Source organism: Enterococcus faecium (genome assembly GCF_029023785.1).
GTDB lineage: Bacteria > Bacillota > Bacilli > Lactobacillales > Enterococcaceae > Enterococcus_B > Enterococcus_B faecium.
Map to the genome: position 1 here is coordinate 2,345,001 of NZ_CP118955.1, position 26,480 is coordinate 2,371,480.

Consider the following 26,480-nt stretch of genomic DNA (forward strand, 5'->3'; position numbering starts at 1 on the left):
TAAGGGGCATGATGATTTGACGTCATCCCCACCTTCCTCCGGTTTGTCACCGGCAGTCTTGCTAGAGTGCCCAACTGAATGATGGCAACTAACAATAAGGGTTGCGCTCGTTGCGGGACTTAACCCAACATCTCACGACACGAGCTGACGACAACCATGCACCACCTGTCACTTTGCCCCCGAAGGGGAAGCTCTATCTCTAGAGTGGTCAAAGGATGTCAAGACCTGGTAAGGTTCTTCGCGTTGCTTCGAATTAAACCACATGCTCCACCGCTTGTGCGGGCCCCCGTCAATTCCTTTGAGTTTCAACCTTGCGGTCGTACTCCCCAGGCGGAGTGCTTAATGCGTTAGCTGCAGCACTGAAGGGCGGAAACCCTCCAACACTTAGCACTCATCGTTTACGGCGTGGACTACCAGGGTATCTAATCCTGTTTGCTCCCCACGCTTTCGAGCCTCAGCGTCAGTTACAGACCAGAGAGCCGCCTTCGCCACTGGTGTTCCTCCATATATCTACGCATTTCACCGCTACACATGGAATTCCACTCTCCTCTTCTGCACTCAAGTCTCCCAGTTTCCAATGACCCTCCCCGGTTGAGCCGGGGGCTTTCACATCAGACTTAAGAAACCGCCTGCGCTCGCTTTACGCCCAATAAATCCGGACAACGCTTGCCACCTACGTATTACCGCGGCTGCTGGCACGTAGTTAGCCGTGGCTTTCTGGTTAGATACCGTCAAGGGATGAACAGTTACTCTCATCCTTGTTCTTCTCTAACAACAGAGTTTTACGATCCGAAAACCTTCTTCACTCACGCGGCGTTGCTCGGTCAGACTTTCGTCCATTGCCGAAGATTCCCTACTGCTGCCTCCCGTAGGAGTTTGGGCCGTGTCTCAGTCCCAATGTGGCCGATCACCCTCTCAGGTCGGCTATGCATCGTGGCCTTGGTGAGCCGTTACCTCACCAACTAGCTAATGCACCGCGGGTCCATCCATCAGCGACACCCGAAAGCGCCTTTCAAATCAAAACCATGCGGTTTTGATTGTTATACGGTATTAGCACCTGTTTCCAAGTGTTATCCCCTTCTGATGGGCAGGTTACCCACGTGTTACTCACCCGTTCGCCACTCCTCTTTTTCCGGTGGAGCAAGCTCCGGTGGAAAAAGAAGCGTTCGACTTGCATGTATTAGGCACGCCGCCAGCGTTCGTCCTGAGCCAGGATCAAACTCTCATAAAAAGTTCGAACAATCTTGCGATTGTTAAGCTCAATTTGTTTGCTAGCATATTGCTTGCTTGTTAAAAATGTTTGTTGTCTTGAATTGAATCAAGACGCCCTACACATTTGGTTTGTCTTACTTTGTTCAGTTTTCAAAGGTCTACTTCATCGAGAGTGTTTCCCGATTCATTTTTGGCTGCCGTAGCAACTTTTATATCATATCAGAGAGACAAGCGATTGTCAACTCTTTTTTAAAAGTTTTTTTCGATTTCGTTTTTCGAAATCTTTCGGCAACTCATTTATCATAACTTATCGTTTGTTATTTGTCAAGAACTTTTTTGAAGTTTTTTTCGATAGAATCAAGCTTCGCAAGTGGTTCTTTTTTAACGACTCAGTTATCTTATCATGTCGTTAGTAACATGTCAATAACTTTTTTGTTATGTTTTTGAATAAATATTTTCTTCTGTCTTTTGGACAAGTAATAATATACCAACTAAATTTAGCTTGGTCAACGAATTTTTTGTATTTTTTCAAGTTTTTTTCAATAAACGATTATTCATAACTTTTCTTTCTTTATCGTTCGTTTTCGTCTTCTTTAATGTCTAGAATAGTCGGCATTAGCTTTTGAACTTTCGTTATTATTTATTCCTTTCTACACAGCAAAAGCTGCCTAAGGAATTCCTTAGACAGCTTTTATTCGATTATCTCATTGTTGGGAATAGCAAAACATCCCGAATTGATTGTGCATCAGTTAGCAACATTACTAATCTGTCGATCCCGATGCCTAGACCACCAGTTGGCGGCATACCGTATTCTAAGGCTTCCAAGAAGTCTTCGTCTACACCGTGAGCTTCGTCATTTCCTAGTTCACGTTCTTTTTCTTGCGCTTCGAATCTTTCTCTTTGATCAATTGGATCGTTCAGTTCTGTAAAGGCATTAGCAAATTCGCGCCCCACTATGAATAGTTCGAATCGATCTGTGAATCGAGGATCTTCTGGATTTTTCTTCGCTAAAGGCGAAACTTCGACTGGATGTCCGTATACAAACGTCGGTTGTGTCAATGTTTCTTCAACAAATGTTTCAAAGAATTCATTGATAACATGTCCGACACCCATAGCTTCGGTTACTTCTACATTGTGTTTTTCGGCTAAAGCTAATGCTTCTTCCAATGTCATTTCTTGCCAGAAGTCTACACCAGTTTGTTCTTTGATTGCATCTACCATATGGATGCGTTTAAAGTCACTTTCTAAGTCGACAGCTTGTCCATCATATGTGATTTTTGCTGTTCCTAGTACTTTTTCAGCTGCGTTACGGATAATACCTTCTGTCAGATTCATTACATCATTGAAATCAGTATATGCTGTGTATGCTTCTAACATCGTAAATTCTGGATTATGTGTAGTATCAATTCCTTCATTACGGAAAACGCGGCCGATTTCATAAACTTTTTCCATTCCGCCAACAATTAGTCGTTTTAAATGAAGTTCTAGCGCAATACGCAAATATAAATCAATGTCCAGTGCATTATGATGCGTGATAAATGGGCGTGCGGCAGCTCCACCTGCCTCATTGTGCAATACTGGTGTTTCTACTTCAATATAGCCATTGCCATCTAAATAGCGACGGATTTCGCTGATAATTTGGCTTCGTTTCATAAATCGGTCAAAGCTTTCGCGATTACTGATTAAATCCAAGTAGCGTTGTCTGTAGCGTTGTTCAATATTCGTTAAGCCATGGTATTTATCTGGCAGTGGACGAAGTGCTTTTGACAAAATCGTGATTTCTGAAGCTTTGATAGAAACTTCGCCTGTGTCTGTTTTCATGATTTGTCCAGTTACACCAAAGAAATCTCCAAGGTCTGCATGTTTGAATACTTCATAGGCCTCATCACCTACTTGGTCTTTTCTTACATAAATTTGAATTTGGCCTTCACGATCTTGTAGATGCGCAAATCCAGCTTTCCCTTTTCCTCGGCGAGTCATCATACGACCAGCTACACTAGCGGTCAATCCCATTTCTGCTAGTTCTTCTTTTGTTCTTGGATCAAATAGTTCATGCAATTCTTCTGAGTTGTGCGTGCGTTCAAATCGTTTTCCAAATGGATCGATTCCATCTTCACGCAATTGTTCCATTTTTTGACGACGTACAAGCATTTGATCATTTAAATCTTCTACTTGATGTTGTTGTTCCTGTGTCACAAAAGTTCCTCCATTCTCATGTTAATCTCTTTCCTATAATGCCAATGAAACACAAAAAAAGCAAGCCGAACTTGGAATTTCGGCTTGAAAATTCACGAAAAACTTAGAAATCACAACGTTTGTTTCAATAGTACTTTTTCCGCTTTTTCTACAAATTGATCCAGCAGGTCATTGATTTCTTGCTGTTTTTCTGTCTGATTGATTGCTACTTTCACTTTCGCTGCTCGAGGAATCCCTTTTAAATAATAAGCCGCATGTGTTCTGAATTCTCTACAAGCTACTTTTTCTCCTTTGAGATCTGCTAAGCGTTGTAAATGAAGTTTAGCTGTAGCAATTTTTTCGGCTGGTGTTGGTTCAGGAATCAGTTCCCCTGTTTCGAGATAATGCTGTGTGCGGTGAATCATCCATGGATTGCCCAGCGCTGCACGACCAATCATCACACCGTCTGCACCGACATAGTCAAGCATCCATTTTGCATCTTCTGGCGTTTTGACATCCCCGTTCCCCATAAATGGGATCGTCAAATGTTTTTTCACTTCTTTCAATACTTCCCAGTCCGCTTTTCCTTCATACATCTGAACCCGTGTACGTCCATGCATAGCGATGGCACTTGCTCCAGCTGATTGTGCTGCTAATGCATTTTCTACAGCAAAGACGTGCTCTTCATCCCAACCAATACGCATCTTGATTGTTACTGGGATATTTACTGCTGAAGAAACAGCTTGGACCATTTCGTATACTTTCTCAGGATCTAAAAGCCATTTTGCTCCTGCTTCTGCTTTGATTACTTTATTTACTGGACAGCCCATATTGATATCTATTATATCGGCAGCTGTGTTTTCTTCGACAAATTGAGCAGCTTCAACTAGACTATCTTTATTTCCGCCAAATATCTGTAAACTTAATGGATGTTCTGTTTCTTCAATGTGGAGCATCTCTAAAGTTTTTTTGTTTCTGAAATGAATACCTTGGTCACTGATCATTTCACATACGACTAAGCCCGCACCAAATTCTTTGACAGTGACTCGAAATGCTGAATTTGTTATTCCAGCCATCGGTGCAACAACGACACGATTAGGGATTTCCACATTGCCAATTTTCCATGTGTGTTCCACTTAAATCCCTCCTAAGGCTTCTTTCTTCAATCCATCTAATTCTTCTTCGCTATACTTGTATTTGTTATTACAGAAAGAACAAACCGCTTCTGCACCGTGATCTTCGTCTATCATTGCTTGGATTTCTTCTGCACCTAACGCGATAATTGCTTCTGCAAATTTTTCTTTTGAACAGTCACATTTGAATTGAACAGGCATTTTTTCCAAAATGTTCAATTCTTCTGTACCAAGCAATCCTTTCAATATTTCTTCTGGTGTCTGTCCTTCATCTAAGAGGGTAGAGATTCTTGGTGTCGTTTTTAATTGTTCTTCGATCTTGCTGATTGTTTCTTCATCGGCACCTGGCATGATTTGGATCATGAATCCTCCCGCCGTCTTGATGCTGTCGTCAGTATTGACCAATACACTCAGTCCAACAGCTGAAGGGATTTGTTCTGAGATAGCAAGATAGTAAGTAAAATCTTCAGCGATTTCTCCAGAAACAATCGGCGTTTGCCCAGAAAAAGGTTCTTTTAATCCTAAGTCTTTTGTGACAGTAAACATTCCTTGTGTTCCAACTGCTCCCCGCACATCGATTTTACCTTCACTATTTAGAGGAAGACTGAGATGCGGATTTTTGATGTAACCTTTCACATCTCCCTTTCCATTTGCATCTACTACAATTCCTGTTGCTGGACCATCGCCTTGGATTCGAACAGTTAGTTTGTCTTCTCCTTTGAGCGTCGCACCAAGTAGCAGACTACCGACCAATGTCCGTCCCAAAGCAGCTGAGGAGGTGTGCCAAGTATCATGACGTCTTTGTGCCTCCGCTACGGTATTTGTTGCTTGAACGGCGTATGCTCGGACGAATCCGTCGTGAGCAAGTGCCTTAACCAAATAATCTTTCATTTGTTATGTACTCCTTTTTCCGTTTTTAAACTCATAGTGAATCATACTAGCAACTACTGCTTTTTTCAACTTTGGAATGCTTCTTTTAAAAATAATTCAGAATCATCTAGAAAACAGGACATCACCCTATTTACAACTTAAATAAAGAAATCTCCCGAAAACCGGTTTTTGTTCCGGTTTTCGGGAGTCATATCAGATCAATTGACCTATATTTTTTTATTTGTATTGATCGTCTGAATGATTATCTTCTGATTGTTGAGAATCTGAATCATGTTCTGCTTTATTTTCCTCATTCAGTTCATGTTTTGCTTCTTCAAAATCACGTTTTTCTTCCGCTTGTTTTTCAGCGTCTTTTTCTTCCAAAGCACGTTTTGCTTCTTCAAAAGTTTTCGCTTCTTTTTCGCTTGGATAATCATTTGACTCAGTACCTTCAGGCATCACACCGTGTTCAAACAATGACTTGATTGCTTTGGCATCCAATGTTTCGAATTCCAAAAGTTTTTCAGCAATCAGTTTATGCTGTGCACGATGAGCTTCGATGATTTCTCGAGCTTTATCATGAGCTTCCATCAAGATTTTTCGTACTTCTTGATCAATCTCGAAAGCGACTTGTTCCGAGTAAGCTTTTGTTTGACCATAGTCGCGGCCAACAAACACTTGATGGTTTCCTTCATATTGAACAGGACCTAAACGATCACTCATTCCATATTCTGTTACCATGCTTCGTGCTAGAGCTGTCGCTTGCTCAAAGTCATTGGAAGCACCAGTTGATTGGACATTGAAGATGATTTCTTCAGCTGTACGTCCACCAAGTAAGCCTACGATTTGTTCAAACATATCTTCTTTCGTCATCAAGAACTGATCTTCTTTTGGTAAAGCGATCATATATCCGCCGGCGCGTCCGCGAGGGATGATCGTTACTTTGTGGACGACCCGAGCGCGACTCAATACTAATCCGACAATCGTATGACCAGCTTCGTGATAAGCAACCATTTCGCGTTCTTTTTTGCTGATTACGCGATCTTTTTTAGCTGGACCTGCAATCACGCGATCTTCCGCTTCATCGATATCAGAAGCATCGATTTTCTTTTTATTTCTTCTAGCAGCTACTAACGCTGCTTCATTCAAGACATTTTCTAAATCTGCTCCGGCAAAACCTGGTGTCTGTTGAGCCACAACTTTCAAGTCAACGTCATCTGCCATCGGTTTATTCCGTGCATGGACTCGCAAGATTGCTTCACGACCTTTTACATCTGGACGTCCAACTAAAATCTGGCGGTCAAAACGGCCTGGACGTAGTAACGCTGGGTCTAGTACATCAGAACGGTTGGTTGCAGCAATGACGATTACTCCTTCATTTCCGTCGAAGCCATCCATTTCTACAAGCAATTGGTTCAATGTTTGTTCGCGTTCATCATGTCCGCCGCCCATACCGGCACCACGTTGACGACCTACCGCATCAATTTCATCAATGAAAATGATAGCTGGTGCGTTTTTCTTCGCTGTTTCAAACAAATCACGAACACGACTTGCTCCAACACCGACAAACATTTCTACGAAATCAGAACCCGAGATCGAGTAAAACGGTACTCCAGCTTCTCCGGCAACAGCTTTTGCTAATAAGGTTTTACCTGTTCCTGGAGGTCCTTCTAAAAGTACACCTGCCGGGATACGGGCACCTAATTCAACAAATCGGCGAGGATCTTTCAGAAATTCAACAACTTCAACTAGTTCTTGTTTTTCTTCTTCCGCACCCGCTACATCAGAAAAACGTACGCGATTAGCTTTTTTGTCTGCTTCTTTGGCTTTTGATTTACCAAAGTTCATGACACGGCCGCCACCGCCACCGCCGCCGCCTTGTTGTCCCATCATCATGTAAAAGAAAAAGATGATGATTACGATTGGCAAGAAGCTAAGCAATAGGGAAACCCATATACCGCTGCTTGATTCTTCTTTTACTGTTGTAGCAACTTTGTTTTCTTTTGCCAGTTCTGTTACTTGGCTCAATGTTGTATCATTTGGCAAAATGATTGTTGTGAAATGGGTAGTAGTCGTATCTGTTGAACCTAAGATAGCTAACCCACCGCTGTTAGCGACGGTCTGCTGTTCTTTGTATTCACCAGTGATCTTATATACACCATTTGCAGGCTGCACTTCAAATTCTTTGATCTTGCCTGCTTGTAGTTGTTCTGTGAATTTTGAGTACTCGATATCTGACGATCGCTGGCCGTTATTACCAAAAATGAAATAAACGACCATTACCATCGCTAAGATTACGAGGACATAATACAAGGCATTTTTCATCATGCCGTTGTTCTTTTTGTTCATAGTTGCCCTCCCTAAGCGTCAATTTAATTTAACAGTTTTTTATCAATCCTGACCATTCTATTGTACCATAATTTAATTGAGATACAGCATTAATTTGATTGATAAACACTAGGTTTCAATACACCGATGTACGGAAGGTTACGATATGCTTCTGCATAATCCAAGCCATAACCGACCACAAATTCATTTGGTACGTTGAAGCCAACATAATCTGCTTCGATATTTACTACTCTTCCTTCAGGTTTGTCAAGTAGTGTAACAATTTTGACTGATTTTGCTTTGCGGTATTTGAAAAGATCCACTAAATAAGCAAGTGTTCTTCCGCTGTCAATGATATCTTCAACGATCAACAGATCGCGACCTTCTACATTCGTATCTAAGTCTTTGACGATTTTTACTTCCCCTGACGAGACTGTTGCATTCCCGTAGCTTGAAACATCCATGAAATCCAATTCCAAATACGTATCGATAGAACGAACGATATCTGCCATGAATGGTACCGCTCCTTTTAAGACACCTACTACTAGGGGATTGGTGTTTTGGTAAATTTCTGTTAACTCTTTGCCTAGTTCTTTGCAACGAACTTGTATCTCTTCTTGTGAGATCAAAATTCTCTCAATATCCTTTTCCAACATCAGGTTCTCCTTCCAATTGCTTCTTTTTGATATTTGTAAAGAAGTATGTAGTGTATTTTATCAGTTTCTTCACGAATACTCAAATATGAAAAGGCAAAAGGTATCAAGCTATATATATTTCTTTTGGCATCTGTAATGATCCAAGCATGCTGCCTTTGTGAATTAGGTACTTTCTGATCGATAAAATATCTAGATACTTTTTTTGTGAGATTCTCTGTTAATTTAATGCGGTCTCCTGCTTTTCTTTTTTCGACATACAGTTGCACATCAGCAGGAATCCAAATGTCATGAGAAAATAGAGACCATGAATCTGTTGCTTTGATGTCCCCTGCATTTTCAGGTTTGACCAGACCAATCCATTCTGTTTCATTCAAATATATTCCTTGTTCTGGAATCAGCAACAAGCGCTGGTCTTCTGTCTGGCTAGTTGCTTGTTTTTCTTTTTTAGAGAGTACAACAAAATGATACTCTCTTTTCAGTATCCAATTATTGCCAATACTGAGTTGCCATTGGCTTTTTTTCTGTTGCCACTGGTCTAAAATCGACTCCATTTGTTGTTCTTTCAAAATAATTCCTGTTTTTGAGAATGCTTTGTCGAAAAAGGAGTAAAAAAAATAGTATCGTTCAGCATCTGTCATTTCTTCAATCATTTCTGCAGAAAATCGAAATTGTTCCTCCCACTGTTCGACTTCCTTTTCGATCAACTGTCCCATATATTTTTGAATGACTTGGTCTGCCCATTGGATCTGTTGCGAAAATTGCTGGAAATGTCTCAACGCCTGTGTATTTTCTTGTTTCAATTGAGGAACTACCAAATGACGAAGCCGATTTCTCTGGATATCTAACAATTGGTTTGTCTGATCCTCAAAGTAAACAAGCTGCGATTCCGCTGCATAAGTATATAGGTCTTCTTTGCTAAAACTCAGCAACGGACGAATCAGTCTGCCCGTAGCAAATGGTTGTACTTCTTTGATTCCAGAAAAAGTATTTAACTGTCCCCCACGAACGATTTTCATTAACACCGTCTCGATTTGATCATCTCCGTGATGAGCAGTCATCAACGTGTCATATTGTCCTTCTTCCATCACGCGAGTGAATTCTTGATAACGAAAGTTACGAGCTTCTGTTTCTATGGCGGATTTGGCTGGATCTTCCCAAATACTTACATATAAAGGGAGATTCTTCTCTTCACAATATGAGCGAAGATAGGCAGCTTCTTCTGCTGATTCTTCTCTTAATTGGTGATTGATGTGGACGATACCTAAAGAAAAACCGATTTGGCGTTGCACTTGTAAAAGTAAATGGAGCAAAACCATCGAATCAACACCACCTGATACCGCTGCTAAAATTCTCGATCCTTGTTGCCAGAATCCTTGTTCATTCCCGTGCCGAATAAATGACTGCTGTAATAGCGGTGCTTTTTTCCCGCCTTTTTCAACGTTCATCCTTTCCACACCCTTTCTTCCTAAAAAAAAGAGAGCGGGAAAACGTCTAAAACGACAATTAACCTGCCCTCTGTTGATACTATGACCCAAATAGTCGCACTATCATTATTTGCGGCTTTTTAGCTGCGACGTCCGCCACGGCCACCGCGCTTTCCTTCTGTGTTTCGCTTCAATGAAGATAAGCGGTCATCGCTATCTTTCAAAAATGAACTCATCAATGAATCGAAGTCTTCTTTTTGAGCTGAAGGTTGACTGCGAGAAAAAGATTTTTTCTGTGCTGGACGATTTCGGTTGTCACGGGGATCTTTTTGTTGATATTTTTTAGGACGGCTTTCTTCTCCAGATTCAGCAGGTTGTTCCTGCGCTTTCCGGATAGATAGTCCGATTTTTCCATCATCATTTACTGAAATAACTTTAACTGTTACTTCATCTCCTACACTTAAAACATCATGGATGTCTTTTACATAGCCATTTGACACTTCGCTAATATGAACTAGACCCGTTTTTCCAGCACCTAGATCAATAAACGCACCAAAATTTGTGATTCCTGATACTTTTCCTTGCAGTTTTGCTCCTACCTCGATTGACATAAAAAAAATGTTCCTCCTAATTATTTCCCTTTTTTATATTCCTGCTTATTTTGCAGTTGTAGAACTAGTTGATTGATCTGTTTCATTTGTCGAGCTGTCTGTATTTGATTCTAATATAGGATAAACTTTTTCACCGTCTTTTGAGTAAAAGAATTTGCTTCTGGCAAGTTTAGCTACATACTCATCATCTTTCAGCAATGAAACATCTTGGTGCAGCTGATCAACGTCTGCGTTGACTTCTTTCATTTCAGTATTTGCTTCGACTCTCAATTCGTTCAATTGATGCATCCTTTGCATGTCATGGAAAATCTGCACACCTATTATCGCGAAAATGACCAAAGCACCAACAAAAATTGCAGCCAGTCTGCGTCTTCGAAAAATCAGTTGACGTTGTTGTTGCTGAAATTCAGCATACTTTTTCTTTGCATATTCCGTATCTAGCGCAGCGATTTTATTGCTTTTTTTCGTCACTTGGATTCGCTCCAATCTTTTTGATTGTCTTTTTCATTATACCAATATCGTGAAAGCTTGTCTAATCTATTTCTCTAGTGTTTCTGTGCGATTTTCAGAAATAATTTCGTACATTTTTTGTGCATCTTCTTTTTTGGTTGATTCATGTAATTCCGTAATTTTCACTTCCAACGTTTTGTTGCCAAACTGGACTTTCAAAATATCGCCTACTTTGACATCACTGGAAGATTTCGCCAATTTACCGTTGATTTGAATTCTTCCTTTATCAGCTACTTCTTTTGCTACTGATCGTCTTTTGATGATTCGGGAAATTTTTAAAAATTTATCTAATCGCATATCTTATTCCTCACTTTTTAATTTTTTTATTTAATCGCAGGATTTTCTTACCAAAAGGCAACATTAGCCATTCTCGTACTGTAAACAGACGAAGACGAATCACTGCATAAATGAACACAGAAGCCCCGATCCCAACTCCTATCACGCTGACAAAAAAAGCAGTGGAACGATGAGTTACAGGACCAAATACTATATTCAATACACCATAATACAGCAGCAGTACTACTGTCATACAAAGAAGGCTGAACATCAACTTCCGTCCAAAATGCCGTTCTTTCCAAAAAGCATTTAGCTCTTTTGTTTCAATTCGAACAAAATACCAAAGCGTCACACCTAATCCTAAAAGGGTAGACAGGCTTGCACCTGCTGTTCCTAATAAACCGGTCAGAAAAGAAGTAGTCAATCCTTTTACCAATAGTCCCCATCCTGCGCCTTTTAAAGAAGGGCGAAACGAGTTCTTGCTTTGAGCAATACTTTGATAAGCTTGGATGACTGCAGTGAAAGCAATGGAAAAAACAAATAATACAAGCGCTGCATTTCCCGCATAATCTTTAAACAACGCATAATTGATATAAGGGAGCAGCAAGGCTAATCCCAAAGACGCAGCTAATGCTAAAGCGGTCGTCAATCTAAGATAGATTTTGGCTGTCTGTAAAAACTGACGATAGATCCGGTTGGTCAAATGACGAGTCAACGCAGGCAGGAATGTCGCACTTAATGCAGTGGCAATCACTAAACCTAATTGTACTAAAGGCTGACCTCGATCATAGACCCCTTTTGCTATCTTCGCACCGTATTCTGACAGTCCGTAAACTTCCAAAGCATTTTTTACAAAGAAAGAGTCGATCAGCTGGAAAAAGATAAGCAATCCACTATAAATCGAAACCAGTCCGCCTTCTACCAGAAAACGCCGGATCAAGGGCTTTGACGGCTGTTTGAACAATGGAAACCGTCGGAAGCTTAACGCTCCTCCATGAATCTTTTGTTCATAGTAGTGAAGGATCCCATATGCGCATAAACCGCCAAAAACAGCTCCACTCATTGCTGCCGTCCCTGTTTGGTACACCGTCCATCCAAGCTTTCTAAAAGCAAACGCACTACAGACAATCACAAAAACACGAACGAACTGCTCAACTACTTGAGAAACAGCAGTTGGTTCCATCAAGAATCTTCCTTGGAAATTCCCTCGATAAAAAGATAGACCAGGCATCAGCAAAAAGGTAAAGGAAACTACTTGGATCAGCGGTTTCAATTGTATGTCTCCCATCATCCAAGCAATCCAGCTGCTAAATGCAAAGACAAACAACCACAAAAAGACACCTGTCCAAAATACTAAGGGATAAAGATTTTGCAAAGCTTGCTTTCGCTCGAAAGGATTCTTTCTTTCTGCAACGTACTTTGATATGAACTGCGGAAGACCGGATAAAGCTAAAGTCATTGCTATCCCATAAATTGGATAAACTTGCTGATAAACATAAAAACCTTCGTCGCCGACTAAGTTTTGGAGGGGAATTCGGTAAAGGGCACTTAATACTTTTGCTATGAAAGAAGCAATCGTCAATACAAATGCTCCTTGCATGACGCGCCGCATTTCTTTATGATCCAAATCATTGCTCCTTCCTACGCTGACAGATATTTTTGCTCACGCAACGCTTTGACAAACTTTTGGATTTCCTGAAGCCATACTGCTTCTTCCATTTGGTTGGGGATCGTCAAGCGTATCACCATCTGTTCTTTTTCAACGCCTAGACTGGCTTTTAGTTTTGTCGCTGTCAGTGCTTCGAATAACTGTTCCACACTATAGCGTTTTGTTCCAACTTTACTTAGAGTAAAGACTATATGCGCCTCCTGTTTCCTTATCGTTTCTAGGAGCGCTCGATCGCCATCCATTTTGATCTGCCCAATTGTCAAGAGATGTGCTACTTCTTCTGGATATTCTCCAAAACGGTCGAGCAGATCATCTTCTAGTTCATCTAGCATTTCTTGCGAATCAAGTTCACGAATTCGTTTATAGATCTCGATTTTCTGCCGTTGATCTGCCACGTATGTTTCAGGTAGATACGCATCGACACCGAGGTCGATCTCAACAGTGGTCTTCTCCACTTGACTATTCTTTCCTTGTTTACGAGAAACAGCTTCGCTTAGCATTTGAGAATACATATCGAAACCGACTGCATCAATAAATCCATGCTGCTGAGCACCTAAGAGATTACCTGCACCGCGAATGGAAAGATCCCGCATCGCAATCTTGAATCCAGATCCCAGTTCTGTAAAATCTTTGATTGCCTGAAGACGTTTTTCACTGACTTCGTTAAGGATCTTCTGCTGCTCATACATAAAGTAAGCATATGCGACACGGCTGCTTCTTCCTACCCGCCCTCGCAATTGGTATAACGTGGATAATCCCATATAATCAGCGTTCTCAACGAACAACGTATTTGCGTTCGGGATATCTACTCCTGTTTCAATGATGGTTGTAGTGACAAGAACATCATATTGACCTTCAATAAATTCAAAAAGCGTATTTTCTAATTGCGCCTCTGTCATTTGCCCATGAGCATAACCGATCCGTGCTTCCGGAACGAGTTCTTGGATTTCTTCTACTTTTTGTTCGATCGTTTCTACCCGATTATATAAATAGAATACTTGTCCACCTCGTCCCATTTCTCGATGGATTGCTTCGCGAATAGCCCCAGGATTTTTTTCCATAACATACGTTTGGATCGGATAACGATTCGCAGGCGGTGTTTCGATTACTGAAAGATCCCGCACGCCTAACATCGACATATGCAAAGTTCTCGGAATCGGTGTTGCAGTCAGAGTCAAAACATCCACTTGTGCACGTAACTGTTTCAATCGTTCCTTATGTTTTACACCAAAACGTTGTTCTTCGTCAATGATCAGTAGACCCAAATCGCTAAATTCAATATCTTTTGACAAAATTCGGTGGGTTCCTACAACAATATCAACTTGACCTGTACGCAGTTGTTCGATGGTTTCTTTTTGTTGCTTTCTTGTTCTGAAACGACTTAATAGCCCGATATTTACGGGGAAACCTTCAAATCTTTCCAGCATCGTTTCATAGTGCTGCTGTGCCAAGATCGTTGTTGGAACTAAAAAGGCTACTTGTTTGCTTTCCTTTATCGCTTTAAAGGCCGCTCGAAGCGCTACTTCTGTTTTCCCATAACCAACATCACCTACGAGTAGTCGATCCATTGGTTTTTCTTTTTCCATATCCCGTTTGATCTCCGCTGCACTTCTCAACTGGTCATCAGTTTCAGAGTAGGGGAAGGCATTTTCGAATTCTTTTTGGTAGGCGTCATCAGGTCCAAAAGCATATCCTTTTTCTGACTCTCTTGCGGCATATAATTTGATTAGATCGTCAGCGATATCCTCGATTTTTGAAGAGACTTTTCGCTTGGTTTTCGTCCATTCACTTCCGCCTAGCTTATTGATGCGAGGCGCTTTGGCTTCAGAGGCGACATATTTTTGGATCAGATTCAGTTGAGTAACAGGAATAAACAGTTTGTCGTCGTTTTGATACAAAATAGTCATATAGTCTTGGTGAACGCCATCTACTTCTAGCGTTTCCATCCCAATGTATTTCCCGATACCATGATTGGCATGGACAACGTAATCTCCTGCTTTTAACTCATTATAGCTTTTCAATCGCTCTGCGTTTGTTACTGTTTGACGTCTCGTTTGTTTTTTCGTCGTTTTTTGGAAAATTTCTTTTTCTGTGATAGCTACTATTTTTTCTTGAGGAAGTTCAAAACCAGCCTGCAAAGCTCCTTCAACTAATTGTACCTGTCCTCTGATCAATGCATTTTTTTCTGTTTCTACTACTAATATGTCTTCATCTCGAAGCATTTGTTCTGCTTTGCGTATTCTGTCCTTTGTCGGAATAAAGATCACAACAGTCTGTTTTTGCTTGCGCCAACGGTCCATTTCTGTTTTCAGCAATGGCATTTGTCCGAAGAACTGTTGCATCGTCCGATATTGAAAATTATGGATTGCTTGGAAACGAAGATTTCCCATCCCTTTTTGGAAGAGTGAGAAAAAGGTTGTGGTGAACTTTTCCTTCTGCACGATTTTTTGTATATCTGCTGAAAATGTCTGCTCAGAAAACACCCGCAATTCGCTGATTTTTTGAGTCTGCCATTCTGCCGCTTCCCTTTCGATTTCCCGATTTGTTTCCATGATTCGCTGATAATCATCAACGACTAGTAAACTATTTGAAGGGAAATAATCCAAGATCGTCACAGATTCTTGGTAAAGAAGATCTGAGTAGAATTTTGCTTCTTCTGTCGGGACACCTGCTTGCCAGCTTGAAGTCAGCTGACCGAAGTAATCTTGCAAAAACTCGCGGTCTGCTTCTTCTGTGGTCGCAGCAAGCCGTTTTTCTAGCATTTTTTGCATTTGCTCTATTCCATGTTCTAGATCCTCTGGTCCGTAGACTTGTTCACTCGTTGGGGAAACCCAGATTTCTTCCGTTTTTTCGATTGAGCGTTGTGTTTCTGCTTCAAAATACCGCATAGAATCTATCTCTACATCAAATAGTTCTACACGAACAGGATAGGTTGTCGTTAACGGGTAAATATCGATAATGCTTCCTCGAATACTGAATTCTCCCGGTTTTGCGACCATCTCTTCTCGTACATAGCCCATCAAAGTCAATTGGCGAGGAAGATTTTCCACGTCTATCTCATCACCAATATGCCAATTCAATTGCGCCTGTAGCCAAGTTTTCTTATTCGGCAGTCGTTTGTGCAAAGATGCGACTGGCAACAAATAGATACCTGCTTTTTTTTCTTGAAGTGCGTTAAGCGTTGCAACTCTCTCGCCTCGCGCTTCTGGAGAAGAAAAGGCCATTTCAGCAGAAAGCACTTCATCCACTGGAAATAAATGGATCTGATCTTGCGGAATCACATGTTGCAGATCTTCTGCTAACTGATTCGCATAATACAAATTTGGCATCAGAATAATCATGTTTTTATTTGTTTTCTTAAACGCTCGAGCAAATAGAAGTGTTTTCGCTGAGCCCGCTAATCCTGTGATTAGTTGTCTAGGCATTTTTTCTTCTAAATTGCTGACCCATTCTTTTACTTGCGGATCTTTTCCGACTAATTGAATAATATCCATTCCTTTTCCTCCTTCCTCAATTGAATCGATTCATCGCATCCACGAACGAATGCCCTTCTATGAGATATTCGACTGCTTTAACAGATTGACACATGCTTTCTTCTATCAAAGGCTGATTTTCTTTGCTGAAAGGACTAAGCACATGCTGGACTACTGTTTTTTTCCCTTCTGGCCTGCCGATTCCCACCTTGATTCGATCAAAGACATTCGTATTCAAATGGGAAATAATACTTTTGATACCGTTATGCCCGCCGGCACTTCCCTTTTGACGGAGCCGGATTTTTCCCACTGCCAGATCCAAATCATCGTAGATTACGACTAATTCCTCTGGATAAATCCCAAAATAAGTCATTAGTGGGCCGACTGCACGACCAGATTCATTCATGAATGTTTGTGGTTTGACTAAAAGGATCTTTTCTCCATTATGAAAAAATTCGGCAACTTCTGCTTCGAACGGATTTTTTTTGAAAGTAGCTTGATGCTCGCGTGCAATTTTATCCACGACCATAAAGCCGATATTGTGTTTTGTATATTGGTATTTGGTACCTGGGTTTCCTAACCCGACGATCATTTTCATTTTTGTTTTCCACCTAATTCTAAAAAGCAGCACAAAAGGCTGGACTGCTAATTAGCGGTCCAGTCCATCGAGCTTTTTTCTTTTTTATACTTGTCAATGCATAGTATAACACAAAACAAGGCGTTTCGGCTAAAAGAGAATCGTTAATAAATGATAAAGAAATTAAAAATTTCTTCAAAGTTTAATGAAATAATTGATATATAAAAATAGTGAAATAACGCACATGTAAGCTTTTACATATAATACAACCTTGTTATCTGTTATATTTTATAGCCAAATAGCGTGACATGGGGCTTGAGAAATGTTAGCATAAGCATGGGAAAAAACAAATCAATGGAAGGATTGATACTAAATGACTGCAGCTGCAGAAAAAAAAGATCATCAAAAAGTTATTCTTGTTGGAGACGGCGCCGTAGGTTCTAGCTATGCCTTTGCTCTAGTTACTCAAAATATCGCTCAAGAAGTAGGTATTGTGGATATCAATACTGCTAAAACTGAAGGAGACGCAATTGACTTGTCTCACGCTTTGGCATTTACTTCACCTAAAAAAATCTATTCTGCTACTTACGCAGACGCACATGATGCTGACTTAGTTGTTATTACAGCTGGCGCACCACAAAAACCAGGTGAAACTCGTTTAGACTTAGTAAACAAAAACCTAAAAATCAACCGCGATGTTGTCACACAAATCGTTGAATCAGGATTTAACGGTATCTTTTTAGTTGCCGCTAACCCAGTAGATATTTTGACTTACTCAACTTGGAAATTCTCAGGTTTCCCTAAAGAACGCGTAATCGGTTCAGGTACCTCTCTTGACTCAGCTCGTTTCCGTCAAGCACTTGCGGAATTAGTTGACGTTGATGCACGTAACGTCCATGCTTACATCTTAGGTGAACACGGAGATTCAGAATTCCCAGTTTGGTCACATGCAAATGTTGCCGGCTTGCAAATCTATGAATGGGTAAAAAACAACCCAGAAATCGATGAAGAAGCTATGGTTAACCTATTCTTTGGCGTACGTGACGCTGCTTACACAATTATCGAGAAAAAAGGCGCTACTTTCTATGGTATCGCAGTAGCATTAGCACGTATCACTCGTGCCATCTTAGATGATGAAAATGCTGTTCTTCCTTTATCAGTATTCATGAATGGCGAATATGGATTGAACGACATCTACATTGGTGCACCTGCTGTTATCAACCGTCAAGGTATCCAAAAAGTAATCGAAATTCCTTTAAGTGACAGCGAGCAAGACCGTATGGCTGCTTCTGCTAAGCAATTAAAAGAAATTCTAGATGAAGCTTTTGCTAAACTAGACGCTGAATAATCTTTGAACATGACGGAAAACATCTATTCGGTGTTTTCCGTTTTTTTATTTTATCACCCTTATGGTTTCTAAATTTTTTCATAAAGTAGAGATAACCTTCGTCTTTTCCTCTAAATTATGCTATCATGAGACCGTTCCACCCTAAACTTTTACTTAAGGAGTTGTCGATATGACAAGATCTTCGCATCGAAAAAAATCGAAACATGTTGCTTTGCTTTCAGTTCTTGGTGTTCTCTTAGTGCTGATCAGCTTTTATACCTATCGCAGTACATACTACACAAAGCATTTTTTGCCGAATACAGAAATAAATGGAATAAATGTCAGCAATCTAACAGTCGAAAAAGCAAATGAAAAATTAAAAGAAGCTTATTCTGATAAAAAACTGGCTATTAAAGAAGATGGAAAAGTCTGGCAGGAAGTACCAAAATCCGAGCTCGGCTACAAAGATGATTTCACTTCGGAGCTTTCTCCGATCCTAAATGAACAAAACGGATGGACTTGGGGAATGACTTATGTCTCAGCGGCAGAAAAACAAGAAATAGATCCTGTCAGTCAAAACCACCAAAAACTAGACACTACCGTTCAGACATTGACAACTAAGCTGACTGATTTGAACAAAGACCGGACACCTACTACTGATGCAACGATCGAAAAAGCAGGTGACTCTTTCGTTATCAAGCCTGAAGTCAATGGAAATACGATCGACGTCGATGCTGCGGTCAAACAATTAAAAAGTGCGGTAAACTCTGGTAAAGATACAATTGAATTGACTGAATTCAAAGAAAAACCAAAAGTAACATCTGAAGACAGCTCACTGAAAGAACAACTCGCATCCATGAATGCTATCGCAAATGTAAAAGCTACTTACAGTATAAACGGTGAGACTTTCCAGATCCCATCAAGTGATATTATGAGTTGGCTGACCTACAATGATGGAAAAGTCGATTTAGATACGGAACAAGTACGTCAATATGTAACAGATTTAGGCACAAAGTATAACACAAGTACGAATGACACAAAATTTAAAAGTACAAAAAGAGGAGAAGTTACGGTCCCAGTTGGCACTTACAGTTGGACGATCCAAACAGACAGTGAGACAGAAGCATTGAAAAAAGCGATTCTGGCAGGCCAAGATTTTACTCGTTCACCCATTGTGCAAGGTGGCACAACCGCTGATCATCCATTGATCGAAGATACGTATATCGAAGTTGATCTGGAGAACCAGCATATGTGGTATTACAAAGACGGAAAAGTGGCCCTTGAAACAGATATCGTTTCCGGAAAGCCAACTACACCTACACCTGCTGGAGTCTTCTATGTTTGGAATAAAGAAGAAGATGCAACTTTAAAAGGAACAAATGACGATGGAACACCTTACGAGAGTCCGGTAAACTACTGGATGCCGATTGACTGGACAGGTGTTGGTATCCACGATTCAGACTGGCAACCTGAATACGGTGGAGACTTATGGAAAACCCGCGGTTCACACGGCTGCATCAACACCCCACCAAGTGTAATGAAGGAATTATTCGGGATGGTCGAAAAAGGAACGCCTGTATTGGTCTTCTAACAAAAATAATATATAAAAAGAAAGCACCCGTACGATTGGTACAGGTGCTTTCTTTTTATTATCTAACAATGTGCTACTTACATTTCAGCAGCAGTAAAGACTTCTGAAACATCATCATCGTCTTCTAGCTTATCTACTAGACGTTCCAATTGCTCTTTTTGTTCCTCATTTAAATCAATCGTCGTTTGTGGAATCATCGTCAATTCTGCTTGCGCCAAAGTGAACTCTTTTTCCAACTCATCTCGTACAGCAGCAAAATCTTCTGGTGCAGTATAAATCTCGAATACTTCAGGAGAAGTTTGCAGATCTTCTGCCCCCGCCTCTAATACATCCTCAAACATCGTCTCTTCATCAACAGTCAACCCATCGCGTTCAATAGCGATATATCCTTTGCGGTCAAACAAGTAACTGACTGAACCCGTTTCTCCCAGTGATCCACCGTTTCGAGTAAAAGCTACTCGGACATTTGTCGCTGTCCGATTACGGTTATCTGTCAATGCATGGACTAAGATTCCTACTCCACCCGGACCATATCCTTCATACGTGATTTCATCGTAATTCGTTTCATCTACGGCACTCGTAGCCTTTTTAATCGCCCGTTCCACATTGTCGTTAGGCATATTTGCAGCTTTTGCTTTGTCCACAACAAGCCGCAAAGCTGGATTCATAGATGGATCAGGACCGCCTGCTTTAGCTGCCATATAAATTTCACGAGAAAGTTTCTGAAAGACTTTCCCTCGTTTTGCATCTTGGGCATTTTTTCTTCCTTGGATATTATGCCATTTACTATGTCCTGACATGATTTTTCCTCCCTTGTTCTTTTGAGAATACACTTCTATTCTAGTACTATTTCACAAAAAAACAAAGCCACAGCCAATCTATAAACGCTTCTTGAATGCCGCAAAAAGCACACATAATATCACAGCAGTCAGAGCACCGATCGAATCCAACATGACATCTTGGAACATAGGTGTTCGTCCACCGGTCATCATCTGATGGAATTCGTCCAAACCTGCGTACCCTGTTGCTGAAAGCCAAGCAAGGATCGCTGTCAGCCACCAAATTTTTAGCTTGGGGAAAACACCTAAAAACAAGCTGCCTCCCAAAATAAAATAGGTACCGAAATGTGCGCCCTTCCTTAAAAAGAACTCTAAAAATTTGGCGTAGCCCAGATGGTTGATACTCACCATACTTCCACCATAATTAAAACGTATACCCGCTAATGTGTCTTTAAATGGCTGATTAGGCAGCCAGCTTTCTAATCGCGAAACTTGTGATTGCTGTCCGTAAGTTTGAGAAGAACTGTAAAATAAGATTATAACGACTATCAGTGCGATTACTAAATAAATATTTCCGTTTTTCATTTGTTTTTTTGAAGAATTCATAAGTCACCTCTGTATTTTATCTTAGACTTTTTTTGAAGAAACAACAATCATTTTCATAGAGACTTCTTCCATAAAAAAGTGCTATACTTAATTTTGTATTACAATATGAAGGGAGTTTTTTCATGAGTTATTCATTAAATTGGAATCTAGATTCTATTTTTTCCGGAGGCAGTCATTCTGATGCTTTGAACCAACGGATGAAGCAATTGGAAGACCAAATGAACGAGTATTATCACCGCGTAACAAAATGGTCACCTAGTTCTGACAATGCAGAGCAGTTAAACGCTATTCTTCAATTGCAAGAAACGATTACGAATGGTTTTACCCAATGCAGCAGCTATATTACTGCATTGCTTTCTGCCAATGTCAATGATTCAGATGCAAAGGTCTTATCAGGCAAGCTTTACGCAATGCTGCCTCGTCTGCAATCAGCCGAAACTGTATTGTCAAAGAAATTTGCAGAAATATCTGACAATGATTGGAATCAGATGCTTTCTCAATCTTCGTTTGAAACAATTGCTTTTCGTTTAAACGAGATTCGTCGTGATGGCTCACAATTATTATCAGAAGCTGAAGAAAACATTATAAATACGCTTTCTTTAGATGGTCTAAATGCTTGGAGCAGTCATTATGATACGATTGTAGCCAGCATTTCGATTCCCTTCGAACAAGATGGACAAGTAGTCGAATTATCTGCTGGACAAGCCTTCAATAAGATGATGGGCGATCCAGATCCAAAAGTCAGAGAAACACTTTTCGCAGCATGGGAAGAAGCCTGGAAAGAAAAGGCACCCCTCTTCACGGATACTTTGAATCATTTAGATGGTTTTAGACTTTCTGACTATGAACTTCATGGTGTCACAGATTTTCTACAAAAACCATTAGAGTACAATCGGTTGAAGAAAGAAACATTGTCTGTCATGTGGGATACAATCCAGAAAAACAAACAACCCCTTGTTAATTACTTGACTAGAAAAGCTAATCTTTTCGGTAAAGAAAAAATGGAATGGCAAGATCAAGATGCACCTATTATTTTAGGCGATTTGAAAGAAAAAACCTTTAGTTTTGACGAAGCAGCAGCATTTATTATCGAAAACTTTAACAAATTCAGTCCAAAAATGGCTAAATTTGCCCAATCTGCTTTTGAAAAGAGCTGGATCGAAGCAGAAGATCGTCCTGGGAAACGTCCTGGTGGTTATTGTACTGAGTTACCAGAAACAAAAGAATCAAGGATCTTTATGACCTACAGTAATTCTGTTAATGAGGTTGCGACACTTGCTCATGAACTAGGACATGCTTTCCATAGCAGCACGATGTGGGATTTACCTTCTTTAAATCGCGAATATGCCATGAATGTCGCAGAAACAGCAAGTACATTCGCAGAACTGATCGTAGCCGATGCTACATTAAAAGTCGCAAAAACAAAAGAAGAAAAAATCAATTTGCTAGATACAAAACTGCAAAATGCTTTAGCTATGTTCATGAATATCCATTCCCGATTCATTTTTGAAAATCGATTCTATGAAGCACGGCAAGAAGGATTAGTCTCAGAAGATAAGATCACAGAGATGATGGTTGAGGCGCAAAAAGAAGGCTATCAAGGAGCTTTAGCTACTTACCATCCATATTTCTGGGCTGCAAAATTGCATTTCTTTATTGATGACGTACCGTTTTATAACTTCCCATACACATTTGGCTACCTCTTTAGTTTGGGCATCTATGCTTACGCCAACCAAAAGGGAGCAAATTTTGAAGAAGAATATATCCATTTACTACGCGATACTGCCTCAATGACGACGGAAGATCTTGCGAAGAAACATTTGAATGTCGATCTTACCCAACCAGATTTTTGGCAAGCAGGTATCGACATGGTGACTGAAGATATCCAAACGTTCATGGAATTGACAGAAGAATTTATCTGATTTCTATTTTATCACAATAAAAAAAGAGTTAGTCCAGAATGGGCTAACTCTTTTTGATTAATCATTCTTACATGCTGACAGCAAAGTCAGGGGCAAACCATTGAACTGAACCAACTTTTACGCTTTCGCCTGGTTGAGGAGCATGGATATATTGTCCTCCGCCTAAAGCAATCGCTACGTGGTAAGTTCCGCCTTGTGACCCCCAGAATAACAAGTCTCCAGCTTTTGCTTGAGAAACTGAAATTTTTGTTCCAGCTGATTCTTGAGGAACTGTCCAACCACCGATGTCACGACCAGTTACTTGCATGTAAACATAGCGTGTGAACCCTGAGCAGTCAAAGCCACTTGGATCTTTACCGCCCCAAACATATGGAGTACCAATATATTTGTAAGCTTCTGCTACGATTGCTGCACCATTCACACTTCCAGAAGGAGCTGGAGCAGGTGTTACAGGTTTTGGTTGTTCAGGTGTTGGTGTTGGCGTTGGAGCCGGAGTACTACTTCCTGTGCCGTTTCCTGTATCAACACTTTGATCTGTTGATGGTGTTGTAGGCGCAGGTGTTGTTGATTCTTCTGTTGTTGAAGATTCAGGCACTGTTGTTGATTCTTCTGTTGCTGAAGATTCAGGCACTGTTGTTGATTCTTCTGTTGCTGAAGATTCAGGCGCTGTTGTTGATTCTTCTGTTGCTGAAGATTCAGGCGCTGTTGATTCTTCTGTTGAAGATTCAGGTGTTGTTGATTCTTCTGTTGCTGAAGATTGTGTAGCTGATGATGATTCTTCAGTCATTGAAGATTGTGTAGCTGATGATTCTTCTGTTGCTGAGCTTTGTGCAGTAGATGAAGCTTGAGTAGCTTGTGCTTCAGCCTCTGCTTGTTCGCGTGCTTCTTTTTCAGCTTTTTCTTGTGCAGCTTGTTGACGAGCTTGTTCTGCTAGACGTTGTTGTTCACGAATACGAGCTTGCTCTGCTTCAGCTTCTGCTTTTTGACGGTTCAAGTCAGCTTTCTTGTCTTCAGCAGTTGCTTGTTCAGCAGCTAATGAAGTTTTCAGTACGTTCAAATCAGCTTGTTTAGATAAAAGATCGCCTTTTTGAGATTCCAAAGCAGCTTGGTTTTCAGCTAATTCTTTTAGTTTAGCATCGTTTTCAGCTTTTTTGTCTTCTACAGCTTTTTTATCTTGTTTTTGTTGTTCCATCAAGTCGTTGTTTGCTTTTACCATCGTTGTCATTGCTTGAACGCGTCCAATAGCATCTGCTAATGAATCAGCATTCAATACAGCATCGATGTAGTTTGAGCTTGTGTTGCTTACTTGTGCTTCGCGTGCTTGTTTTTGGATTGTATCTTCACGTTTTTCAATACGTTCTTGTAAATCTGCAATGTCTTTTACTAATTGTGCAGATTCTTGACGCAATGTATCTTGTTTTGCTAATAGGTCTTGTGCTTGTGTGTTGATTTCAGAAACTTGGCTTTCTAAGGCATCGATTTGTGATTGTGCATCTGCTTGTTGATTTTTCAAGTCTGCAATCTTTTGATCTTGCTGTTGTATCTGAGAATCAAAATCGTCCGCCGCGGCAGCGATCGGTGATGCTACGGCAGTCAAGGTCATTGAACATACCATTACTGCTGATATTAAACTCTTTTTCACTCTTCATTCCTCCGACTGGCTTAATTTAATAAATATCTAAATATATTTAAGTCTTTCTTAACGATATAAAAATTGTACCATAGCAGTGTGTCAACGATATAATAGTTATGTTACAAAAATGTTTCAAAACAACTTTTAAAAATGACAAAACTGTTCGTTTCAGAAAATGATCATGAAAAAGCCGCGTTAAGTCTAGCATTTCTTAAGATAACAACGATTCTTTTTCGCTTTCGACCTAAAAATAAAAAAAGAAATTATTCATCACTGAATAATTTCTTAAAGGGAAAAATGAATAATACAAATATAACCATGTTCAACAGCAGTGTAGGTCCTAAAAACCTTGTAATAAAATACGTGTTATTTACTACTGCTAATTTAAAAATCAACTGGACCACCATCGTAAACAATTCATAACCCGTGACAAAGATGATCATACTGAAAAATTCAGTAAAGATGTTGACATGGATAACGTCTTTCATTACATACATCAACCATACAATTAAAGGGAGAGCTACTGCATAGATACCGATAACGCCAATATAGTAAGCGTCATAGATAGCCCCGAGAACAATCGTGGTAATCAGTAAATAACGTTTTTCAAACGCCATACTGCAACATAATAATGCCAATATCAGAAAGTGGGCATTTGACATATAGGTGCCTTTCGACCACTCCCCTAGCATTCTTGTTAAATGACCATCTATCAACATCAAAAAGAACAAAACGATTGGCAGATAGTACTTCATTGTTTCTTTCTTCAACATGGACTAATCCTCCGCTAGCCGTTGGACAATCGTCACAACTGACACGTCATACATTTCTGCATAAGGTTTCACATAAACTTCCCGATCCAGCCCATAACTATCTGGTTTCGTTTTAATAACCGTACCGATCGGCAAGTTAGCTGGAGAATTCCCTCCAAGACCGGATGTCTGGACAACATCCCCTTCTTTGATATCCGTATCACCAGTTAATTGGGTCACCACTAAGGCATGGAGCTTTTCATCATAGTTTTTAAGCAAACCAAACGCTTCGCCATTAGCCGAAGATACCCGTACTGGAAAATGATTGGAGCTTTCATTAGAGGATGACAGTAATTCGATTTTAGACGAAGCCGTATTGACCTCGATCACTCGGCCAATCAATCCTTTTTGCGACATGACTGCCATATTTGCTTCGATACCGTCTTTAGAACCCTTGTCTACGATCAGCATGTCCTGCCAACTGTCAGGCGAACGAGTAATGACATTTGCCGTTACTTTTTCGTAACTAGTCAGCGTCTGATTCAACTCAAGTTCTTTTTTCAACGCTTCGATTTCTCTCTCGTAATTCTTGTTTTGCTGTGAAACGTCATCATAGCTATCGATTTTTTCTTTTAGCCGCTCATTTTCGGCATAAGTTGAAAAAAGATTATGGACAGAATCTACTCCATTTCGTACCCACCGTACTGGGGCAGAGATTGTTTTATCAACCATTGCAACACTGTCATTAACGATGGATTGGAAGAAATTGGGCTTTCCTTCATTCGCTCGCTGCGCAGCGGTCACACTTAGTATCGTCACCACGATGATAACAATAACCAAGGTAATAATAATATTTTTATTAGGATTGAACTTCTTCACAAAGACACCTCGAATTAATTAGACTCTTGTGTTCAATTTTATCACTAAATGCCGTGAAACAAAAGGTAAGTTGCTCC

The 26,480-nt window shown here is 40.3% G+C and carries 20 protein-coding genes and 1 rRNA gene (1 of these 21 only partly in view); 3 read left to right on the forward strand and 18 right to left on the reverse strand.

What is annotated here, in order from left to right; genetic code table 11:
• The 13 genes from PYW34_RS11425 to pth all read right to left on the reverse strand — a co-directional run.
• Window positions 1-1,231, reverse strand: a 16S ribosomal RNA gene (locus PYW34_RS11425) (it extends 329 nt beyond the left edge of the window).
• 680 nt (window positions 1,232-1,911) lie between these two features.
• Entirely contained in the window at window positions 1,912-3,408 is a 1,497-nt protein-coding gene (lysS, locus tag PYW34_RS11430; protein WP_002296055.1) for a lysine--tRNA ligase, read from the reverse strand.
• 110 nt (window positions 3,409-3,518) lie between these two features.
• Complete coding sequence (dusB, locus tag PYW34_RS11435; protein ID WP_002290055.1) at window positions 3,519-4,523, reverse strand: tRNA dihydrouridine synthase DusB; 1,005 nt, start codon at window positions 4,521-4,523, stop codon at window positions 3,519-3,521.
• A complete protein-coding gene (gene hslO / locus PYW34_RS11440) occupies window positions 4,524-5,411 on the reverse strand; it encodes an Hsp33 family molecular chaperone HslO (RefSeq protein ID WP_002296053.1) in 888 nt (295 codons plus the stop codon).
• 216 nt (window positions 5,412-5,627) lie between these two features.
• Window positions 5,628-7,739, reverse strand: coding sequence for an ATP-dependent zinc metalloprotease FtsH (gene ftsH / locus PYW34_RS11445; protein WP_002287418.1), 2,112 nt, complete (start codon window positions 7,737-7,739; stop codon window positions 5,628-5,630).
• Between the two features lie 89 nt (window positions 7,740-7,828).
• The gene (gene hpt, locus PYW34_RS11450) at window positions 7,829-8,374 is read right to left on the reverse strand and encodes a hypoxanthine phosphoribosyltransferase (RefSeq protein WP_002287415.1); all 546 of its coding nucleotides are present in this window, start codon (window positions 8,372-8,374) and stop codon (window positions 7,829-7,831) included.
• A complete protein-coding gene (gene tilS, locus PYW34_RS11455) occupies window positions 8,374-9,819 on the reverse strand; it encodes a tRNA lysidine(34) synthetase TilS (protein ID WP_002287414.1) in 1,446 nt (481 codons plus the stop codon). The genes hpt and tilS overlap by 1 nt, the downstream gene beginning before the upstream one ends.
• Before the next feature lie 119 nt (window positions 9,820-9,938).
• On the reverse strand, window positions 9,939-10,409 hold the full coding sequence (locus tag PYW34_RS11460) for a S1 domain-containing RNA-binding protein (RefSeq protein ID WP_002287412.1): 471 nt from the start codon (window positions 10,407-10,409) through the stop codon (window positions 9,939-9,941).
• 45 nt (window positions 10,410-10,454) lie between these two features.
• Window positions 10,455-10,880 (reverse strand): FtsB family cell division protein, encoded by a 426-nt coding sequence (locus PYW34_RS11465; RefSeq protein ID WP_002287409.1) that lies wholly within the window; start codon window positions 10,878-10,880, stop codon window positions 10,455-10,457.
• 66 nt (window positions 10,881-10,946) lie between these two features.
• Entirely contained in the window at window positions 10,947-11,216 is a 270-nt protein-coding gene (locus PYW34_RS11470) for an RNA-binding S4 domain-containing protein (protein ID WP_002287407.1), read from the reverse strand.
• Window positions 11,217-11,226: 10 nt separating this feature from the next.
• Complete coding sequence (locus PYW34_RS11475; protein ID WP_002287405.1) at window positions 11,227-12,822, reverse strand: putative polysaccharide biosynthesis protein; 1,596 nt, start codon at window positions 12,820-12,822, stop codon at window positions 11,227-11,229.
• A 14-nt stretch (window positions 12,823-12,836) separates the two neighbouring features.
• The gene (mfd, locus tag PYW34_RS11480; protein ID WP_002287403.1) at window positions 12,837-16,358 is read right to left on the reverse strand and encodes a transcription-repair coupling factor; all 3,522 of its coding nucleotides are present in this window, start codon (window positions 16,356-16,358) and stop codon (window positions 12,837-12,839) included.
• Window positions 16,359-16,374: 16 nt separating this feature from the next.
• Window positions 16,375-16,935 (reverse strand): aminoacyl-tRNA hydrolase, encoded by a 561-nt coding sequence (gene pth, locus PYW34_RS11485; protein WP_002287401.1) that lies wholly within the window; start codon window positions 16,933-16,935, stop codon window positions 16,375-16,377.
• A 352-nt stretch (window positions 16,936-17,287) separates the two neighbouring features.
• On the opposite strand from pth, the gene PYW34_RS11490 reads away from it, so the two are divergent.
• Together PYW34_RS11490 and PYW34_RS11495 are read left to right on the forward strand one after the other, a co-directional pair.
• Window positions 17,288-18,262, forward strand: coding sequence for an L-lactate dehydrogenase (locus tag PYW34_RS11490; RefSeq protein WP_002287399.1), 975 nt, complete (start codon window positions 17,288-17,290; stop codon window positions 18,260-18,262).
• A 169-nt stretch (window positions 18,263-18,431) separates the two neighbouring features.
• Window positions 18,432-19,832, forward strand: a complete 1,401-nt coding sequence (locus PYW34_RS11495; RefSeq protein ID WP_002287397.1) for a L,D-transpeptidase family protein — start codon at window positions 18,432-18,434, stop codon at window positions 19,830-19,832.
• A gap of 77 nt (window positions 19,833-19,909) precedes the next feature.
• Here the strand turns inward: PYW34_RS11495 and PYW34_RS11500 are convergent, their stop codons facing one another.
• Together PYW34_RS11500 and PYW34_RS11505 are read right to left on the reverse strand one after the other, a co-directional pair.
• Window positions 19,910-20,632 carry a YebC/PmpR family DNA-binding transcriptional regulator gene (locus tag PYW34_RS11500; RefSeq protein ID WP_002287391.1) on the reverse strand — a complete coding sequence of 241 codons (723 nt, stop codon included), beginning with the start codon at window positions 20,630-20,632 and terminating at the stop codon, window positions 19,910-19,912.
• Window positions 20,633-20,710: 78 nt separating this feature from the next.
• Window positions 20,711-21,217 carry a VanZ family protein gene (locus PYW34_RS11505; RefSeq protein ID WP_002303647.1) on the reverse strand — a complete coding sequence of 169 codons (507 nt, stop codon included), beginning with the start codon at window positions 21,215-21,217 and terminating at the stop codon, window positions 20,711-20,713.
• A gap of 122 nt (window positions 21,218-21,339) precedes the next feature.
• Here PYW34_RS11505 and PYW34_RS11510 point away from each other — a divergent pair, with 122 nt between their 5' ends.
• Complete coding sequence (locus tag PYW34_RS11510) at window positions 21,340-23,139, forward strand: M3 family oligoendopeptidase (protein ID WP_002287387.1); 1,800 nt, start codon at window positions 21,340-21,342, stop codon at window positions 23,137-23,139.
• Window positions 23,140-23,206: 67 nt separating this feature from the next.
• Here PYW34_RS11510 and PYW34_RS11515 read toward each other — a convergent pair whose 3' ends face one another.
• From PYW34_RS11515 to mreC, 3 genes are all read right to left on the reverse strand, one after another.
• Window positions 23,207-24,781, reverse strand: a complete 1,575-nt coding sequence (locus PYW34_RS11515) for a PcsB-like coiled-coil domain-containing protein (RefSeq protein WP_002287386.1) — start codon at window positions 24,779-24,781, stop codon at window positions 23,207-23,209.
• Between the two features lie 254 nt (window positions 24,782-25,035).
• A complete protein-coding gene (gene mreD, locus PYW34_RS11520; RefSeq protein WP_002334563.1) occupies window positions 25,036-25,545 on the reverse strand; it encodes a rod shape-determining protein MreD in 510 nt (169 codons plus the stop codon).
• A 3-nt stretch (window positions 25,546-25,548) separates the two neighbouring features.
• Window positions 25,549-26,403 (reverse strand): rod shape-determining protein MreC, encoded by an 855-nt coding sequence (gene mreC / locus PYW34_RS11525; RefSeq protein ID WP_002296044.1) that lies wholly within the window; start codon window positions 26,401-26,403, stop codon window positions 25,549-25,551.
• Window positions 26,404-26,480 lie beyond the last annotated feature (77 nt).

Bases quoted from the DNA above. Each gene is read 5' to 3' on its own strand.
- tilS (WP_002287414.1), bottom strand. From the start codon at position 9,819: ATGAACGTTGAAAAAGGCGGGAAAAAAGCACCGCTATTACAGCAGTCA.
- mreD (WP_002334563.1), bottom strand. From the start codon at position 25,545: ATGTTGAAGAAAGAAACAATGAAGTACTATCTGCCAATCGTTTTGTTC.
- pth (WP_002287401.1), bottom strand. From the start codon at position 16,935: ATGAAAATGATCGTCGGGTTAGGAAACCCAGGTACCAAATACCAATAT.
- PYW34_RS11460 (WP_002287412.1), bottom strand. From the start codon at position 10,409: ATGTCAATCGAGGTAGGAGCAAAACTGCAAGGAAAAGTATCAGGAATC.
- PYW34_RS11505 (WP_002303647.1), bottom strand. From the start codon at position 21,217: ATGAATTCTTCAAAAAAACAAATGAAAAACGGAAATATTTATTTAGTA.
- mfd (WP_002287403.1), bottom strand. From the start codon at position 16,358: ATGGATATTATTCAATTAGTCGGAAAAGATCCGCAAGTAAAAGAATGG.
- PYW34_RS11495 (WP_002287397.1), top strand. From the start codon at position 18,432: ATGACAAGATCTTCGCATCGAAAAAAATCGAAACATGTTGCTTTGCTT.
- PYW34_RS11490 (WP_002287399.1), top strand. From the start codon at position 17,288: ATGACTGCAGCTGCAGAAAAAAAAGATCATCAAAAAGTTATTCTTGTT.
- ftsH (WP_002287418.1), bottom strand. From the start codon at position 7,739: ATGAACAAAAAGAACAACGGCATGATGAAAAATGCCTTGTATTATGTC.
- PYW34_RS11510 (WP_002287387.1), top strand. From the start codon at position 21,340: ATGAGTTATTCATTAAATTGGAATCTAGATTCTATTTTTTCCGGAGGC.
- hpt (WP_002287415.1), bottom strand. From the start codon at position 8,374: ATGTTGGAAAAGGATATTGAGAGAATTTTGATCTCACAAGAAGAGATA.
- PYW34_RS11500 (WP_002287391.1), bottom strand. From the start codon at position 20,632: ATGTCAGGACATAGTAAATGGCATAATATCCAAGGAAGAAAAAATGCC.
- PYW34_RS11470 (WP_002287407.1), bottom strand. From the start codon at position 11,216: ATGCGATTAGATAAATTTTTAAAAATTTCCCGAATCATCAAAAGACGA.
- hslO (WP_002296053.1), bottom strand. From the start codon at position 5,411: ATGAAAGATTATTTGGTTAAGGCACTTGCTCACGACGGATTCGTCCGA.